This is a genomic window from Pseudomonas sp. B12(2026) (assembly GCF_057767015.1).
This window is the reverse complement of the sequence record NZ_CM173430.1, coordinates 1487069-1503453: the sequence shown is the minus strand read 5'-3', so window position 1 is coordinate 1503453 and position 16385 is coordinate 1487069. Positions and strand designations below refer to the sequence as shown.

Sequence of the window (16385 nt, the reverse complement as noted above, 5' to 3'; positions counted from 1 at the left end):
GACAGGATATGACGGGCTCAGGCCGCCGGCACCGACTCCATCTGCTGCAGCAGCAGCGCCGCCTGGGTGCGGGTGCGCACGTTGAGCTTGCGGAAGATCGCGGTGACGTGGGCCTTCACCGTGGCTTCGGAGACGTTCAGCTCGAAGGCGATCTGCTTGTTCAGCAGGCCTTCGCAGACCATGGTCAGCACGCGGAACTGCTGCGGCGTGAGGCTGGCGAGGCCGGCGCTGGCGGCGCGCACTTCCTCGCTCAGCTCGGTTACCGCGTCCACCTGCGGCGGCCACCAGACGTCGCCGTCGAGCACCGCGCGCACGGCCTGCTGCAGGACGCTCAGCTCGCTGGACTTGGGAATGAAGCCGCTGGCGCCGAACTCGCGGGAGCGCTGCACCACGGCGGCGTCCTCCTGGGCCGAGACCATCACCACCGGAATCTGCGGGTACTGCCCGCGCAGCAGCACCAGGCCGGAGAAGCCGTAGGCCCCGGGCATGTTCAGGTCCAGCAGGACCAGGTCCCAGTCCGCCTTTTCGTTCAACCTGGCTTCCAGTTCCGCGATGCTCGCCGCCTCCACCAATCGCGCATCGGGCCCCAGGCCGATGGACAAGGCCTGGTGCAGGGCACTGCGGAACAGCGGGTGATCGTCAGCGATCAGGATCTCGTAGGAAGCCATGGATAGTCCTTGAAGGCCGCGTCGAAGTCTTGCCACGGATAACGGCCGGACCTGCGCAGGAAAGATCGGAGCACGGATAGAGCACTGCCCGTGCATTGTACGCAAAGACGGTGCCCGGTGTCCGCGCCATTGCATTGCCAGCGGCACTGTCACTGCACCCGCGGGCAGGACGCGCCTCTTTCCAACGGCCCTGGCTTGCGGCAGAGTTCCGCTTTTTTCCCGCCGTTCGAGAACAACAAGATGAAAAGCCACGCGCTGCGCGCCGATATCCTGATGCTGATTACCGCGATGATCTGGGGGGTGTCCTTCGTTGCGCAGCGCCTGGGGATGGACGCCATCGGCCCGTTCCTCTACACCGGCCTGCGCTTCGCCCTTGGCGCGCTGGCGCTGGTGCCGCTGCTGGTCTGGTCGGGCAAGCGCGGCGCCCAGCCGCTCAACCGCGGCCTCCTGCTGGCGGGCCTGGCCATCGGCGCCGCGCTGACCCTGGGGATCAACCTGCAGCAGGTCGGCCTGCTGTTCACCAGCGTCACCAACTCCGGCTTCATCACCGGCCTGTACGTGATCATCGTGCCGCTGCTGGGGCTGCTGCTCGGCCACCGCACCGGCATGGGCACCTGGCTGGCCGCGGCGCTGGCGGTGGTCGGCATGGCCATGCTGAGCATCGGCCCGGATTTCCACGTTGCCTCCGGCGACTGGCTGCAGCTCACCGGCGCCTTCGTCTGGGGCGGGCACATGCTGCTGGTGGGCGCGTTCGCCAGCCGCTACGACCCGATCCGCCTGGCCTTCCTGCAGTTCGTCACCTGCTCGGTGGTGAGCCTGCTCCTGGCGCTGGTCTTCGAGGAGATCCACTGGGCCGCCATCGTCCAGGCCGGCCCCGCGCTGCTCTACGGCGGCCTGTTCGGCGTCGCCACCGGCTTCACCCTGCAGGTCGTGGCGCAGAAGCACGCCATCGCCTCCCACGCGGCGATCATCCTGTCGCTGGAAGCGGTGTTCGCCGCCATCGCCGGCGCCCTGTTCCTCGACGAGAGCCTGCACCTGCGCGGCTATATCGGCTGCGCGCTGATGCTCGCCGGCATGCTGGTGGCGCAGCTGTGGCCGACCAAGCCGCGGGTGCAGCCGGCCTGAGCCTGCAAGGGCGCCCTGCGGGCGCCATTCGCGGACAAGGTCCGCTCCTACAGGGGCAAGCCGCTCCTACGAATCCTGGCCCTGGGTGAACGGTATCAATGCCTGGTGCGCCGGGCTCTGCTCGTCCAGCGGCTGCTGGCACTTGGAGCCCAGGTAGCGTTCGCTGAACACATCCAGGTAGGCGTCCAGCGCATCCCCGGCGCGGCGGTCGCCGGCCAGCCCGAGGCACAGCGCGGCCACCTCCGCGGTGCACAGGTGCTCGTCGAACTTGGAGCGGCGCAGGCGGTAGCGCGACAGGGCGTCGGGGGTGATGCTCAGTACCGGGAAACGGTCCAGGTAGGGGCTCTTGCGGAACATCTTGCGCGCCTCGTTCCAGGTCGCGTCGAGCAGGATGAACAGCGGGCGCCTGCCGTCCTGCGGCTCCACCGTGGTGACCACGCGCTCCGCCTGGACGAACTCGCCGGGAAACACCACGTAAGGCTGCCACTGCGGATCGTCCAGCAGCGCCAGCAAGGCCGGATCGACCTCGATGCGCGACCAGCCGAAGGCCCAGGTGTCGGGCACGGTCTCGGCGATCAGCCAGCCGGTGTTGCTGGGCTTGAGCGGTTCGGTATCGAACATCACCAGGCACATCGCCGCGTTGGACTCGACCTGCGGGCGCAGGCCGCACATGCAGTAGTTCGGCCGCAGGCGGCACCCCGGGCAGCGCGGCGAACGCGAGCCTCGGGCCACGAACGGCTTGACGCAGCGGGCCAGGCGCTGGTCGCGAAGACGGGCGACGGCGTGGCTCATGAATGCGCCACCGGGACGGGGGAAAACGATCGGAACATCGGTTGCTCGGACAGGACGATAGGTGCGGACCGGCGATTGTAACAGAGCCGCCCCCTCGCCCCGCCGCCGGGCGACTGGCGCGCAATGCCGCTGCGACAAGTGTTCCTCGGCAGGGACGCGCTTTTCAGGGACAATGGCGGCCTGGAATGGCCGGCGAACCCGGAGGGGGCCGCACGGTCGAATCGGCACCATTGTCAGGAGATGCCCATGCTGCGCCTCACCGCCCTCGCCCTCTGTCTCGTTCTTCCGGCCGCCCATGCCGCGTCGCTGAAGAACTACGAACTGACCCAGACCCTGGAAAAGGTCGCCAAGGAAAGCAGCGAAGGCACCCCGCGCGCGATCAACGAGGACATCCTCGACCAGGGCTACACCGTCGAGGGTTCCCAGCTGATCAACCACCTGAGCGTGCGCGCCAGCCACGCCGAGCGCATGCGCCAGAACCCCGAGAGCGTGCGCAGCCAGCTGGGCGACAGCGTCTGCAGCAACACCGCCTACCGCCAGCTGCTGGCCAAGGGCGCGATCCTCACCTACAGCTTCACCGAGTACAAGACCAACGCGCCGGTCACCACCGAGCGCTTCGACGCCGGTAGCTGCAAGATCAAGCTGCAGAAGTAAGCGCCGCGCATGCTCGACAAGGAACAGTTGCTGAAGATCGCGCGCACGCCGATGCCCTTCGGCAAGTACCAGGGCCGCATGCTGGTGGACCTGCCGGACGAGTACCTGCTGTGGTTCTACAAGAAGGGACAGTTCCCGCCCGGCGAGTTGGGCCGGCTGATGCAACTGACCCTGGAGCTGAAGATCGACGGCCTCGACGGCCTGATCAAACCGCTGAAACGCTGAACCCCGCGCAACCGCCCACCGGCGGTTGCGCGCGGCGCTTCGCCCCTCCCCGCGGCCTCAACGCAACACTGCCGGATCGCCCTTGCCCGCCACCGCCGCCGCCTCGTCGGGCGTCAGCAGCGCGCTGCGCGGTACGTCCAGCAGGCGCGCGCAGGCGGCCAGCACATGGGCCCAGCAGGCGTGGTTGGCGAACAGCATGCCCGCCTCGTCCAGCGTGCCGCCCTGGTTGCGATAGCCCAGCACCGAGGTTTTCAGCGCGTCCGGCAGGATCGGCCAGAGATGTCCACGCGCCACTTCCGGGCGCATGTGCGTCAGCAACACCCGGCGCTGGCAATGGTCGGGGAACAGCCGGGCGGTCAGCGCCTCGTCGGCGACCGCCTGCAGCTCCCAGTTGTCGCGCGGCGCGCGGAAGCGGCCGGGCTCCTGCAGGTACACCAGCCGGTAGGGGTAGCCGGCCTCCTCCAGACGCGACGCGGCACGGCGCATCTCCGTCAGTTGATAGCTGCCGTTGGCGATCAGCAGCAGCGGATCGCTGCCCGGACGCTCCTCCAGCACCAGCGCGCCGTCACGGGCCAGCTGCTCGGCCTGGGCCTGGCTGAATTCCGAGGGCCGCTCGCGCTTGGCAATCACCATGCAGGTCAGTTGCCCGCGGCTGCGGTAGATCTCCGGCAGCAGCGCCAACGCGCTGTTGTGGTCGGCGGGGAAGACCACCCGCACCATGTCGCTCATCTCGCCGAGCAGCGCTTCGCAGAAGGTGGTGTCCTGGTGCGATTGCTGGTTCTTGCCGTTCTCCCAGGTGTGCGAGGTCGCCACCAGGGGCCAGCCGAGCCAGCCGGCGGGGCGGCCGGCTTCCTTCTGCTGGCGGGCGAAGATGATCGTCTGGCGCACCGCGCCGAGCATCTTCACGCAGAAGGCCTCGTAGCTCGCCACCAGGTTGAGACCGCCCTGGTTGGCCAGGCAGGCGGAGACCACCGCCTCCTCGTTGAGGGCGGTGATCACCCGCCCGTCGACCGCCTCCAGATCGCTTTCCGGCTCGCAGACCCGGTGTCTGAGCGTCTTGAGGACGCCGCCCAGGCGGTTGCTCGCCAGCTCGTCCGGGTTGCCGACGCGGGCCCGCAGCCCGGGGTTCGCCGCGCACAGGTCGACGTAGAAGCGATCCAGCGCCGCCATCGGCGAGCAGAAGTCGCTGCGGTAATGCAGTTCGGGGATCGACGGCTCCGTGGGACGGCGCACGGCCAGCGGGTTGTCGCGCTCCAGCTCGCGACCCTGGCGGGATGCGCTGAACAGCGCGCAGGCAGCGGCCAGCGCCTGCGGCTCGACCCAGAGCGGCGCCACATGCTGGTTGAAGAGGTCGCGCGCCTGCTCATCCTTGCTCGGATTGCCCGGCAGCGGCAGGTTGTGCGCGGCGTTGCTGCCGGCGCCGTAGAAGCCGAAGCCCTTGACCGTCTCGGCGATGCCGTAGGGAATCGGCAACGGGTAGTGGAGGATGCCGCGGGCCATTTCCTCCACCCGATGCCCCAGCCGCAGTTCCATCTCCCACAGGGCGCAGACGAAGGCGGCGGGGTCGCGTCCGTCGAAGCTCACCGGGTCGAACCCGCAGCGGCGCAGGTGCTGCTTGAAGCCCTCCAGCCCTTCGTGAGTGCCGAGGTCGGTGCGCTGCTCGATACGCCGGCCGTTGGCGATCATCACCGGCAGGGCCGCCCCGCAGTCCTCGGCCCGCCACCAGCGCGGAATCCAGTCGCTGCCACGCTGCTCCTCGGCGGCGCCGTCGGAGAGAAACGCCACCAGCGTCTCGCCCGGCAGCGGCATGTGCGCGTACTGCAGTTCGGCGAAGCCCAGGTAGCCCCCTTCGGCGATGCCGCCCGCGGTGTGCGGGTTGACGTGGCTGCCCAATGGCGCGGCGACCCGGCCGTCCGGCGCCTGGACGTAGCTGTAGAAATCCCCCACCAGCCGGTTCAGCCCGGCCTCGCCCTGCCCGTAGGCGGCGGCCTGTTCCGGGTGCAGGTTGCCGGTCAGCACGTTCAGCGCCTCGATCGCCGCCACGCAGTGCCCCTGCCCCATCAACCAGCCGCGCGTCTTGCCGCTCAAGGCGTTGAGCGCCAGGTAGCCGGCGTAGGCCGGCACCATGTTCAGCGCGCCGCCGGTGTGTCCCTCGGGCTGCGCCTTGAAGTCCTCGGCCTGCAGCGGCGCGCCGTCCAGGCGCACGCGCCGGGCGTAGGTCATGTGCGCCACCAGCCAGAGGCCGGCGCAGGTCAGTTGGTCCAGCGCGCTGAACATCCGGTAGACGCTGGCAAGGTCCGGCTGCAGGTGGAACTGGACCAATTGATGAGCCATGCGGAAGACCGCTGCCCGGGTCTGCGCGCTATGCTGAAGCGGACCTCGGCCAAGCAGCCACTGGGCATAGGCTGGTTCGGCGGCCGCATGGGCGGCGAGTTCTTCCGGACTGGGCAGGATCTGGGACATATCGACTCTCCTTGGGCATGACTGGAAGTCTAGGTCGACAGATCGGACAGGCGCTGACGTGCATCAACGCCCGTCCCGCCCAATCAGGCAAGGCTGAAGGTGGATCAAGACAAGGAGACGACATGGCGCTACTCACTTTCATCGGCGCGATCCAGGAAGTCACCGGCTCCTGCTACCTGCTGGAAACCCGTGATGGCGTGCGCGTGCTGCTCGAATGCGGCATGCGCCAGGGGCGCAGTGCAAGCAAGGGCACCCGCGACAACGAAGCGGGCAATCGCAATCCCTTCCCGTTCGACCCCAAGGCACTCGATGCGGTGGTGCTGTCGCACGCCCACCTCGACCACAGCGGCCTGCTGCCGCGCCTGGTGAAGGAAGGCTACAAGGGGCCGATCTACGCCACCGAGTCCTGCTGCGACCTGCTGGAGCTGATGCTGATGGACTCGGCGAATATCCAGGAAAAGGACGCCGAGTGGGAGAGCCGGTGGCGTGCAAGGCTCGGCAGGCCTCCGGTGGCGCCGCTGTATAGCCTGGAAGACACCTCCCGCGCGCTGAACCTGCGCCGGCGCGTCAGCTATGGCAGCACGGTCGAAGTGGCGCGGGGCATTCGCGTGACCTTCCACAACGCCGGCCACATCCTCGGCTCGGCCATCGTCGAGATCGAGATCCACGAGTTCGGCGTGACCCGCCGCCTGGTGTTCTCCGGCGACCTGGGCAACACCTGCTCGCCGCTGATGCGCACGCCGACGCCCCTGACCCGCGCCGACGTGGTGCTGCTGGAGTCCACCTACGGCGACCGCGACCACCGTGATTCCAACGAGACGCTGGAGGAACTGGCCGGCATCCTCGCCCAGGCCCAGCGCGACGGCGGCAACGTGCTGATTCCCGCCTTCGCCGTCGGCCGCACCCAGGACCTGATCTACTACCTCGGCCGCTTCTACCAGGAAGGCCGCCTGCCGCAGCAGGTGGTCTACCTCGACAGCCCGATGGCCGCCCAGGCCAACCGCATCTACCTGCAGCACATCAACGAGTTCGCCGACACCGACCGCGAGTACATGCGCGGCACCGGCACCGCCAAGGTCGGCGAATGGCTGCCGATCCTGCGCACCACCCAGAGCGTGGAGGAATCCATGGCGCTGAACCGCATCCAGAGTGGCGCGATCATCATCGCCGGCGCCGGCATGTGCACCGGCGGGCGGATCGTCCACCACCTCAAGCACAACCTCTGGCGCGAGGAATGCCATATCGTCTTCCCCGGCTTCCAGGCCCGGGGCACACTGGGACGGGCCATCGTCGACGGTGCCAGTACGGTGCGCATCCTGCGCCAGCGCATCGGCGTCCGCGCGCAGATCCACACCCTGGGCGGATTCTCCGCTCACGCGGGACAATCGCAATTGATTCAGTGGGTTGGCAACTTCGAGCACAAACCCGAGCTATACCTGATACATGGCGAACGAGAAAAGATGGATGTGCTGCAGAAAGCGCTCCACGAGCGCCTGAAGTGGAACGCGAACATACCGGAACCGGGGGACCGGATAGCGATCTGAAGTGGAGGTCTCACGGACTGTCACATCCCGCGTGCCAGACTGCACGGCCTCCCGCATCGGACTTGTGCATGACGCGACGCGATGCCCGTCCCGGCGACACCCTGGGGTGAACGCCGTCGCGCATGGGCAGGCCAACAGGGGTTGATGAACAAGGAGTATCAACATGCCCTTTGAGCCCGACGACTATCTTTCCAGACACTTCCAGACCAGCGGCACGGAGCTGGCGCAGAAAGTCGATGAACTGGCGGCCCTGGCCGCCCCCGGCGGCAGCCAGAACCTGCCGCTCTACCGCGAGATGCTCACCACCGTCGCCCGCATGGCCCAGGCCGACCGCAACCGCTGGGACGCCAAGATCATGCTGCAGACCCTGCGCGAGATGGAGCACGCCTTCAGCACCCTGGAGCAGTTCAAGCGCCGCCGCAAGGTCACGGTGTTCGGCTCCGCGCGCACACCGGCCGGCCATCCCGTCTACGCCCTGGCCCGGGAACTGGGCGAGACCCTGGCCCGCTACGACATGATGGTCATCACTGGCGCCGGTGGCGGCATCATGGCCGCCGCCCATGAAGGCGCGGGCCTGGAAAACAGCCTCGGCTTCAATATCACCCTGCCTTTCGAGCAGCACGCCAACAGCACCGTGGACGGCACCAGCAACCTGCTGTCATTCCACTTCTTCTTCCTGCGCAAGCTGTTCTTCGTCAAGGAAGCCGACGCCCTGGTGCTCTGCCCCGGCGGCTTCGGCACCCTCGACGAAGCCCTGGAAGTGCTCACCCTGATCCAGACCGGGAAAAGCCCGCTGGTGCCCGTGGTGCTGCTCGATCAGCCGGGCGGACATTACTGGGACCACGCCCTGCAGTTCATCAAGGAGCAACTCGAAGACAACGGCTACATCCTGCCCAGCGACATGAACCTGGTGAAACTGGTGCATTCGGCCGAAGAAGCGGTCGAGGAAATCGCCCAGTTCTACAGCAACTTCCACTCCAGCCGCTGGCTCAGGGATCGCTTCGTGATCCGCCTGAACCATGCGCTGAACAAGCACGCACTGGGACTGCTGGAGCGGGAGTTCGGCCATCTCTGCGTGACGGATGGCTTCCATCAGCAGCCCTACAGCGAATCGGAGCTGGACGAACCGGAATTCTCCCAACTGACCCGCCTCGCCTTCGCCTTCAACGGCCGCGACCAGGGCCGCCTGCGCGAACTGGTCAACTTCATCAACCAGCCGGAAAACTGGGAACGCAAATAGCGAAAGTACCGGGCCCTGAAACGAGCAAGGCACCCTTCCGGGTGCCTTGTTCAATTGATCAAGCACTCAATCGTCCGACCGTCGACCACTCAGGAGTCGACCGATGGCGTCCATCGAATAGCCTCGATAGCTCAGGAAGCGCCCCTGCTGGGCTCGCTCGCGGGCATCCTGCGGCTGGCAGCCGAACTTGCGCCGCCATACCTCCCTGAGGTTCTCGCCCCAATCGATACCCGACTCGTTCAAGGCGCTGTCGATCTCGCCCCGGGGCAGGCCCCGCTGGGACAGCTCCTCGCGAATCCGCAGCGGACCGTAACCGGCCCGTGCGCGGCTGGCGATGTAGCTTTCCAGGTAACGGCTTTCGTTGAGCAACCCCTCCTCGGCCAAGCGGTCGAGGGCGGGGTCGATCAGTTCCTGCGCGGCGCCGCGTTGCCGCAGCTTGCGCGAGAGCTCCGCCCGGCCATGCTCGCGTCGCGCCAGCAGGTCCATGGCGACCCGCCGCACAGCGACGGGGTTATCGAGCTCGACGGTCATGGCGATCAGTAGTCGGCTTCAGCTTCCGCTTCGGCTTCCGCCGCAGCGAGTTCGGCCTTGGTCGGCGCCGGCTGGTTGGTCAGCAACTGCTCGCGGATAGCCTTGTCGAGGGTGTTGCAGATCTCGCTGTTGTCTTCCAGGAACTTGGCGGCGTTGGCCTTGCCCTGGCCGATCTTGCTGCCCTGGTAGCTGTACCAGGCGCCGGACTTTTCGATCATGCCCAGTTGCACGCCCAGGTCGATGATCTCGCCGGTGCGGTAGATGCCGCGGCCGTACATGATCTGGAATTCAGCCTGACGGAACGGCGGTGCGACCTTGTTCTTCACGACCTTGACGCGGGTCTCGCTGCCAACCACCTCGTCGCCTTCCTTCACCGCGCCGGTACGACGTATGTCCAGGCGGACGGAGGAGTAGAACTTCAGCGCGTTACCGCCGGTGGTGGTTTCCGGGTTGCCGAACATTACGCCGATCTTCATGCGGATCTGGTTGATGAAGATGACCAGGCAGTTGGCGTTCTTGATGTTGCCGGTGATCTTGCGCAGGGCCTGGGACATCAGGCGCGCCTGCAGGCCGACGTGCTGGTCGCCCATCTCGCCTTCGATTTCGGCCTTCGGCACCAGGGCCGCCACGGAGTCGACGATGATCACGTCGACGGCATTGGAGCGCACCAGCATGTCGGTGATTTCCAGGGCCTGTTCGCCGGTGTCCGGCTGGGAGACCAGCAGGTCGTCGACATTGACGCCCAGCTTGCCGGCGTAGTCCGGGTCCAGCGCGTGTTCGGCGTCGACGAAGGCGCAGGTGGCGCCGGCCTTCTGGGCCTGGGCGATGACCGACAGGGTCAGGGTGGTCTTACCCGAGGATTCCGGACCGTAGATCTCGACGATACGGCCTTTCGGCAGGCCGCCGATGCCCAGGGCGATGTCCAGGCCCAGCGAGCCGGTGGAGATGGCCGGAATGGCCTGACGCTCATGGTCGCCCATGCGCATGACCGCGCCTTTGCCGAATTGGCGTTCGATCTGTCCCAGGGCCGCGGCCAGGGCGCGCTTCTTGTTCTCGTCCATTGAAGTCCTCGCGAAGTCAGGGGGCCGGACGGCCACGAACAACTGTATAAGTAGACAGTATTATTCCACAGGGCAAGCCGCTCGCCTACCCCTGGATCGGATTTTCCCCGTCCGCCAGGCGCAACAGCCCGGCCAGAGCGGTTGCCACAGTTTGCCGGCGCACCGCCTCCCGATCGCCGGCATACAGACGGCGTTCGCTGAAGACCTGTCCGCCCTTTTTCCAGGCCAGCCAGACGGTGCCTACCGGCTTCTCGGCGGAACCGCCGTCCGGCCCGGCAACGCCGCTGACCGCCACGGCGATATCCGCGCCACTGCGCGGCAGCGCGCCGGCGACCATCGCCTCCACCACCTCGCGGCTGACCGCGCCGACCTTCGCGAAGAGCTCGGCGGGCACCTCCAGCTGACGGGTCTTCTGCTCATTGGAATAGGTGACGTAGCCGGCCTCGAACCAGGCCGAGCTGCCGGGAATGCGCGTGATCGCCTCGGCGATCCCGCCGCCGGTGCAGGATTCGGCGGTGGTCACGCGCAACCCATTGGCGGCGAGCCGGCTGCCGAGCAGTGCGGAGAGTTCGGTGATCGAGGAATCGGTGACGGACACGGTGCGCTCCGGGGTTAAAGAAGGCCAGGCGGATACCGTACACTAGGCGCTTTTGCATGTTGAAGCCGGACAGCCAGAAGCCATGAGCCAGAGCGACCTCTCCGCCCACACTCCCATGATGCAGCAGTACTGGAAGCTGAAGAACCAGCACCCGGATCAGCTGATGTTCTACCGCATGGGTGACTTCTACGAGCTGTTCTACGAGGATGCCAAGAAGGCCGCCAAGCTGCTCGACATCACCCTGACCGCGCGCGGGCAGTCCGCCGGCAACGCCATTCCCATGGCCGGCATTCCCTTCCATTCCGCCGAAGGCTACCTGGCCAAGCTGGTGAAACTCGGCGAATCGGTGGTGATCTGCGAGCAGATCGGCGACCCGGCCACCAGCAAGGGGCCGGTCGAGCGCCAGGTGGTGCGCATCATCACCCCGGGCACCGTCAGTGACGAGGCCCTGCTCGACGAGCGCCGCGACAACCTGCTGGCCGCCGTACTCGGCGACGAACGGCTGTTCGGCCTCGCCGTGCTGGACATCACCAGCGGCCGTTTCAGCGTCCAGGAAATAAAAGGCTGGGAAACCCTGCTGGCCGAACTGGAACGCATGAACCCCGCCGAACTGCTGATCCCCGACGACTGGCCGCAGGGCCTACCGGCGGAGAAGCGCCGTGGCGTGCGCCGCCGCGCACCCTGGGACTTCGACCGCGACTCCGCGCACAAGAGCCTGTGCCAGCAGTTCGGCGTACAGGACCTGAAAGGCTTCGGCTGCCAGGAACTGACCCTGGCCATCGGTGCCGCCGGCTGCCTGCTCGCCTACGCCAAGGAAACCCAGCGCACCGCCCTGCCGCATCTGCGCAGCCTGCGTCACGAACGCATCGATGACACGGTGATCCTCGACGGCGCCAGCCGCCGCAACCTGGAGCTGGACACCAACCTCGCCGGCGGCCGCGACAACACCCTGCAATCGGTGGTCGACCGCTGCCAGACCGCCATGGGCAGCCGCCTGCTGACCCGCTGGCTGAACCGTCCGCTGCGCGACCGCGCGGTCCTCGAAGCCCGCCAGGAATCCATCGCCTGCCTGCTGGAGCGCTACCGCTTCGAAATCCTCCAGCCACAACTGAAGGAAATCGGCGACGTCGAGCGCATCCTCGCCCGTATCGGCCTGCGCAACGCCCGTCCGCGCGACCTCGCCCGCCTGCGCGACGCCCTCGCCGCCCTGCCCGAGCTGCAGAACGGCATGGCCGAACTGGAAGCGCCGCACCTCGGCCAACTGGCCGGCAACATCCGCACCTACCCGGAACTGGCCGACCTGCTGGCCCGCGCGGTGATCGAGAACCCGCCGGCGGTGATCCGCGACGGCGGCGTGATCGCGCGCGGCTACGATGCCGAGCTGGACGAGCTGCAGATGCTCAGCGAGAACGCCGGCCAATACCTGATGGACCTGGAAACCCGGGAAAAGGCGCGCACCGGCCTGCCGAACCTGAAGGTCGGCTACAACCGCATCCACGGCTACTACATCGAACTGCCCCGCGTGCAGGCCGAACAGGCACCCGCCGATTACATCCGCCGGCAGACGCTGAAAGGCGCCGAACGCTTCATCACCCCGGAACTGAAGGCGTTCGAAGACAAGGCCCTGTCTGCCCAGAGCCGTGCCCTGGCGCGGGAGAAGCAACTCTATGAAGAGCTGCTGGAACTGCTGATCGCCCAACTGGCGCCACTGCAGGACACCGCAGCCGCCCTGGCCGAACTGGACGTGCTGGCCAACCTCGCCGAACGCGCGCTGAACCTCGACCTGAACCGTCCGCGCTTCGTCGAGGAGTCGGGCATCCTGATCGAGCAAGGCCGCCACCCGGTGGTCGAGCAGGTGCTCGACACTCCGTTCGTCGCCAACGACCTGAACCTCGACCAGGACACCCGCATGCTGGTGATTACCGGCCCGAACATGGGCGGTAAATCGACCTATATGCGGCAAACGGCGCTGATCGTGCTGCTGGCTCATATCGGCAGCTTCGTCCCGGCGGCGCGCTGCGAACTGTCGCTGGTGGACCGTATCTTCACCCGCATCGGCTCCTCTGACGACCTCGCCGGCGGCCGCTCCACCTTCATGGTGGAGATGAGCGAAACCGCCAACATCCTGCACAACGCCAGCGACCGCAGCCTGGTGCTGATGGATGAAGTGGGCCGCGGCACCAGCACCTTCGACGGCCTGTCACTAGCCTGGTCCGCTGCCGAGCATCTGGCCAAGCTGCGCGCCTTCACGCTGTTCGCCACCCACTATTTCGAGCTGACCGTCCTGCCGGAAAGCGAGCCGGCGGTGGCCAACGTGCACCTCAACGCTACCGAGCACAACGAGCGCATCGTCTTCCTGCACCACGTACTGCCCGGCCCGGCCAGCCAGAGTTACGGCCTGGCGGTGGCACAACTGGCCGGCGTGCCGGGTGCGGTAATTCACCGCGCCCGCGAACACCTGGCACGCCTGGAAACCACCAGCCTGCCCCACGAAGCTCCGCGCTCGAACGACTCGAAAGGCCCGGCGCCACTGCAAAGCGACCTGTTTGCCAGCCTCCCGCACTCGGTTGTCGACGAGTTGATGCGCGTCAGTCCCGACGACCTGACACCGCGCCAGGCTCTCGAATTGTTATATGCATGGAAGATGCGAGTCTGACGGACCGCGGAACAAGCTGTTAGAATCCGCGCGCGCTTAGCCGCCTGCATGAGGAGAGAATTAGAAAATGACCTTCGTCGTCACCGACAACTGCATCAAGTGCAAATACACCGACTGCGTGGAAGTCTGCCCGGTGGACTGCTTCTACGAAGGCCCGAACTTCCTGGTCATTCACCCGGACGAGTGTATTGACTGCGCCCTGTGCGAACCGGAATGCCCGGCACAGGCGATCTTCTCCGAGGACGAAGTCCCGGACGATATGCAGGAGTTCATCGAGCTGAACAAAGATCTGGCTGATGTGTGGCCGAACATCACCGAGAAGAAGGCTTCTCTGCCGGACGCTGAAGAGTGGGACGGCAAGCCGAACAAGATGCAGTACCTGGAGCGCTGATCTCCAAGAAGGCCCGCCTCGAGCGGGCCTTTTCGCATCTGCGGGAACACTTTTTCGCAGGCAAAAAAAAGGGGCGGGATAACCCGCCCACTCTTTCGTCCCTAGTTCATCGTCCTGATGAATCGCATCCCGCGATGTCCTGACCAGCGTCCTTACCGGCCTGCGTCTTTCCGTGTACGCAGGAGTGATATTACTCACCTCCGGCATCGCGGCAAGGTAGGCAATTTTGCCGCAGCATCGTCTCTGCATCTGAATACATCATAGAAAACTCATACAAAACAATGAGATAGATAACACAGCAGTTTAAGCGACCGATACTTGAAGCTGAACGCTCACACACCATGTAAGTGAATGCTTACATCACGGCACATAAAAAAGCCCGGAATCATCCGGGCTTTCTTGTGGTCCAGCTAGCCGCTACTGAAACAGGGCGTCGCTGGACAGACCGTTCTTCTCGAGAATCTCGCGCAGACGCTTGAGTGCCTCGACCTGAATCTGCCGGACCCGCTCGCGGGTCAGGCCGATTTCCTGGCCGACTTCCTCCAAGGTGCTGCTTTCATGCCCCCGCAGGCCGAAGCGCCGAATCACCACTTCCCGCTGCTTGTCGGTCAACTCCGACAGCCACTGGTCGATGCTCTCGCTCAGGTCATCGTCCTGCAGCAGCTCGCAGGGATCGGTCGGTCGATCATCCGTGAGCGTGTCGAGCAGGGTCTTGTCGGAATCCGGGCCGAGCGAGACATCCACGGAGGTTACCCGCTCGTTGAGGCCGAGCATGCGCTTGACCTCTTCCACCGGTTTCTCGAGCAGGTTGGCGATTTCCTCGGGCGAAGGCTCGTGGTCCAGCTTGTGGGTCAGCTCGCGAGCGGCCCGCAGGTAGACGTTGAGTTCCTTGACCACATGGATCGGCAGGCGGATGGTGCGGGTCTGGTTCATGATGGCCCGTTCGATGGTCTGTCGAATCCACCAAGTGGCGTAGGTGGAGAAGCGGAAGCCGCGCTCCGGATCGAACTTTTCCACCGCCCGGATCAACCCCAGGTTGCCCTCTTCGATCAGGTCGAGCAGCGAGAGACCGCGATTGACGTAGCGCCGCGCGATCTTCACCACCAGCCGCAGGTTGCTCTCGATCATTCTCCGCCGGCCAGCCGGATCGCCCTTCTGCGCAAGGCGCGCGAAGTGCACTTCTTCTTCCGGGGTCAGCAGCGGCGAAAAGCCGATTTCATTCAGATACAGCTGGGTAGCGTCGAGCGCCCGACTGTAGTCGATGTGCTTGTGTTGCTTGAGAGAGGAGAGAGGGGAGGCCTTGGGAGTGACTTGAAGCGATACCTGCTCTTCGGCAAGCGACTCTTCGAAAATGATGCCGGGCTCCAGAAGGAGCACTTCATCATCGACGTCAAACTCCGGCCCTTCTTTTTTAAGTGCCATGTCGTTATCCCTTGCTGAGTTCGACAACAAGCCCAGGTGCGTCCTTATCCTTAGGACACCGGGGCCCGCTCACCCACGCAGGGGAACAGCAATCGTCAACGATTTGGCAGGTATTGCAGCGGATCTACAGGTTTACCTTGGCGGCGAATCTCGAAGTGCAGCTTCACCCGGTCAGTCCCTGTGGAGCCCATCTCGGCAATGTTCTGCCCGACTTTGACCTGTTGCCCTTCCCGCACCAGCAACCTGCGGTTGTGACCGTAGGCGCTTACGTAGGTATCGCTGTGCTTGATGATCACGAGTTCGCCGTAGCCCCGCAAACCACTACCGGCGTACACCACCGTGCCATTCGACGCAGCCAGGACAGGCTGGCCCAATTGCCCGGCTATATCAATCCCTTTATTCAAACTGCCGTTTGATGCAAAACGCCCGATCAGGGTGCCATTGGTTGGCCATATCCAGCCACTGACTCCACCGCCCGACGGAGCCGGAGTTGCCGCGCCGGCGCTGGCCTGCGGCGAAGGCGTCGCAGCCGAAGAGGTCGAATTATTGGCACCAGAAGCAGATGGAGCCGGTTTATTGACAGCAACCGGAGCGACAGGCGTTGCATTTTTTCCGACGGACGGCTGCACCGAGGATGGACCGCCATCGAAGCGGATCGATTGCCCCGGGCGGATGGTGTAGGGCGCGGAAATGTTGTTGCGTGCGGCCAGGGCTTTCCAATCCCAGCCGTAGCGGAAGGCGATGGAATACAGGGTGTCGCCGCGACGTACCACGTACTGACCGCTGGTAGCCGCCGACTTGCGCGCGGAGGCGCTGCCGTCGACCACGGTGGTGCTGCTACGTGACGAGGAAGTACAGGCCGCCAGCAGAGAGCAAACGGCAACGGCCAGCACAGCGTGGCCCAGGCCCTTGATCCAGTTCCGTTGTCGCAGGGTCGCTGTCAAGCTCACCCATCCCCCTTATCCATGAATTACGTCCAGCCCATTGGCCGGCATTGTACCCGTAGGCGCTGTGT

15 protein-coding genes are annotated in these 16385 nt (G+C 65.7%); 7 read left to right on the top strand and 8 right to left on the bottom strand.

Features of this window, described 5'->3' with window-relative positions; all coding sequences use genetic code 11:
* Positions 1 to 17 precede the first annotated feature (17 nt).
* Positions 18 to 668, bottom strand: a complete 651-nt coding sequence (gene erdR, locus AC3B6A_RS07045) for a response regulator transcription factor ErdR (RefSeq protein ID WP_488401577.1) — start codon at positions 666 to 668, stop codon at positions 18 to 20.
* A gap of 240 nt (positions 669 to 908) precedes the next feature.
* Here erdR and AC3B6A_RS07040 point away from each other — a divergent pair, with 240 nt between their 5' ends.
* A complete protein-coding gene (locus AC3B6A_RS07040; RefSeq protein ID WP_488401576.1) occupies positions 909 to 1793 on the top strand; it encodes a DMT family transporter in 885 nt (294 codons plus the stop codon).
* A 66-nt stretch (positions 1794 to 1859) separates the two neighbouring features.
* On the opposite strand, the gene AC3B6A_RS07035 is transcribed toward AC3B6A_RS07040, so the two are convergent.
* Complete coding sequence (locus AC3B6A_RS07035) at positions 1860 to 2585, bottom strand: tRNA-uridine aminocarboxypropyltransferase (protein ID WP_488401575.1); 726 nt, start codon at positions 2583 to 2585, stop codon at positions 1860 to 1862.
* Between the two features lie 246 nt (positions 2586 to 2831).
* Here AC3B6A_RS07035 and AC3B6A_RS07030 point away from each other — a divergent pair, with 246 nt between their 5' ends.
* Together AC3B6A_RS07030 and AC3B6A_RS07025 are read left to right on the top strand one after the other, a co-directional pair.
* Positions 2832 to 3239 carry a quorum-sensing-regulated virulence factor family protein gene (locus AC3B6A_RS07030; RefSeq protein ID WP_488401574.1) on the top strand — a complete coding sequence of 136 codons (408 nt, stop codon included), beginning with the start codon at positions 2832 to 2834 and terminating at the stop codon, positions 3237 to 3239.
* A gap of 9 nt (positions 3240 to 3248) precedes the next feature.
* Positions 3249 to 3464: a DUF3820 family protein gene (locus AC3B6A_RS07025; protein WP_017518005.1), complete on the top strand. Its 216-nt coding sequence runs from the start codon at positions 3249 to 3251 to the stop codon at positions 3462 to 3464.
* A gap of 57 nt (positions 3465 to 3521) precedes the next feature.
* On the opposite strand, the gene xfp is transcribed toward AC3B6A_RS07025, so the two are convergent.
* Positions 3522 to 5927: a phosphoketolase Xfp gene (gene xfp, locus AC3B6A_RS07020; RefSeq protein ID WP_488401573.1), complete on the bottom strand. Its 2406-nt coding sequence runs from the start codon at positions 5925 to 5927 to the stop codon at positions 3522 to 3524.
* Between the two features lie 122 nt (positions 5928 to 6049).
* Between xfp and AC3B6A_RS07015 the strand changes: the two genes are divergently transcribed.
* Positions 6050 to 7471 carry an MBL fold metallo-hydrolase RNA specificity domain-containing protein gene (locus AC3B6A_RS07015; RefSeq protein WP_488401572.1) on the top strand — a complete coding sequence of 474 codons (1422 nt, stop codon included), beginning with the start codon at positions 6050 to 6052 and terminating at the stop codon, positions 7469 to 7471.
* Between the two features lie 163 nt (positions 7472 to 7634).
* Positions 7635 to 8711, top strand: coding sequence for an LOG family protein (locus AC3B6A_RS07010; RefSeq protein ID WP_488401571.1), 1077 nt, complete (start codon positions 7635 to 7637; stop codon positions 8709 to 8711).
* Between the two features lie 66 nt (positions 8712 to 8777).
* Here AC3B6A_RS07010 and recX read toward each other — a convergent pair whose 3' ends face one another.
* From recX to AC3B6A_RS06995, 3 genes are all read right to left on the bottom strand, one after another.
* Positions 8778 to 9242, bottom strand: a complete 465-nt coding sequence (recX, locus tag AC3B6A_RS07005) for a recombination regulator RecX (RefSeq protein WP_488401570.1) — start codon at positions 9240 to 9242, stop codon at positions 8778 to 8780.
* A 5-nt stretch (positions 9243 to 9247) separates the two neighbouring features.
* Positions 9248 to 10303: a recombinase RecA gene (gene recA, locus AC3B6A_RS07000; RefSeq protein WP_488401569.1), complete on the bottom strand. Its 1056-nt coding sequence runs from the start codon at positions 10301 to 10303 to the stop codon at positions 9248 to 9250.
* Between the two features lie 85 nt (positions 10304 to 10388).
* Positions 10389 to 10901: a CinA family protein gene (locus AC3B6A_RS06995; RefSeq protein ID WP_488401568.1), complete on the bottom strand. Its 513-nt coding sequence runs from the start codon at positions 10899 to 10901 to the stop codon at positions 10389 to 10391.
* 82 nt (positions 10902 to 10983) lie between these two features.
* On the opposite strand from AC3B6A_RS06995, the gene mutS reads away from it, so the two are divergent.
* Both mutS and fdxA read left to right on the top strand, forming a co-directional pair.
* A complete protein-coding gene (gene mutS / locus AC3B6A_RS06990; RefSeq protein WP_488401567.1) occupies positions 10984 to 13557 on the top strand; it encodes a DNA mismatch repair protein MutS in 2574 nt (857 codons plus the stop codon).
* Between the two features lie 67 nt (positions 13558 to 13624).
* Positions 13625 to 13948, top strand: coding sequence for a ferredoxin FdxA (gene fdxA, locus AC3B6A_RS06985; protein ID WP_488401566.1), 324 nt, complete (start codon positions 13625 to 13627; stop codon positions 13946 to 13948).
* A 417-nt stretch (positions 13949 to 14365) separates the two neighbouring features.
* Here fdxA and rpoS read toward each other — a convergent pair whose 3' ends face one another.
* Both rpoS and AC3B6A_RS06975 read right to left on the bottom strand, forming a co-directional pair.
* Positions 14366 to 15370 (bottom strand): RNA polymerase sigma factor RpoS, encoded by a 1005-nt coding sequence (gene rpoS, locus AC3B6A_RS06980; RefSeq protein WP_488401565.1) that lies wholly within the window; start codon positions 15368 to 15370, stop codon positions 14366 to 14368.
* Positions 15371 to 15465: 95 nt separating this feature from the next.
* Positions 15466 to 16320, bottom strand: a complete 855-nt coding sequence (locus tag AC3B6A_RS06975) for a peptidoglycan DD-metalloendopeptidase family protein (RefSeq protein ID WP_488401564.1) — start codon at positions 16318 to 16320, stop codon at positions 15466 to 15468.
* Positions 16321 to 16385: the final 65 nt, after the last annotated feature.

What these genes read in the sequence shown, in the direction of transcription:
- AC3B6A_RS07025 (WP_017518005.1), top strand. Translation starts at nt 3,249, where the DNA reads ATGCTCGACAAGGAACAGTTGCTGAAGATCGCGCGCACGCCGATGCCC.
- xfp (WP_488401573.1), bottom strand. Translation starts at nt 5,927, where the DNA reads ATGTCCCAGATCCTGCCCAGTCCGGAAGAACTCGCCGCCCATGCGGCC.
- recA (WP_488401569.1), bottom strand. Translation starts at nt 10,303, where the DNA reads ATGGACGAGAACAAGAAGCGCGCCCTGGCCGCGGCCCTGGGACAGATC.
- rpoS (WP_488401565.1), bottom strand. Translation starts at nt 15,370, where the DNA reads ATGGCACTTAAAAAAGAAGGGCCGGAGTTTGACGTCGATGATGAAGTG.
- AC3B6A_RS07040 (WP_488401576.1), top strand. Translation starts at nt 909, where the DNA reads ATGAAAAGCCACGCGCTGCGCGCCGATATCCTGATGCTGATTACCGCG.
- erdR (WP_488401577.1), bottom strand. Translation starts at nt 668, where the DNA reads ATGGCTTCCTACGAGATCCTGATCGCTGACGATCACCCGCTGTTCCGC.
- AC3B6A_RS07010 (WP_488401571.1), top strand. Translation starts at nt 7,635, where the DNA reads ATGCCCTTTGAGCCCGACGACTATCTTTCCAGACACTTCCAGACCAGC.
- AC3B6A_RS07030 (WP_488401574.1), top strand. Translation starts at nt 2,832, where the DNA reads ATGCTGCGCCTCACCGCCCTCGCCCTCTGTCTCGTTCTTCCGGCCGCC.
- mutS (WP_488401567.1), top strand. Translation starts at nt 10,984, where the DNA reads ATGAGCCAGAGCGACCTCTCCGCCCACACTCCCATGATGCAGCAGTAC.
- recX (WP_488401570.1), bottom strand. Translation starts at nt 9,242, where the DNA reads ATGACCGTCGAGCTCGATAACCCCGTCGCTGTGCGGCGGGTCGCCATG.
- AC3B6A_RS07015 (WP_488401572.1), top strand. Translation starts at nt 6,050, where the DNA reads ATGGCGCTACTCACTTTCATCGGCGCGATCCAGGAAGTCACCGGCTCC.
- fdxA (WP_488401566.1), top strand. Translation starts at nt 13,625, where the DNA reads ATGACCTTCGTCGTCACCGACAACTGCATCAAGTGCAAATACACCGAC.
- AC3B6A_RS07035 (WP_488401575.1), bottom strand. Translation starts at nt 2,585, where the DNA reads ATGAGCCACGCCGTCGCCCGTCTTCGCGACCAGCGCCTGGCCCGCTGC.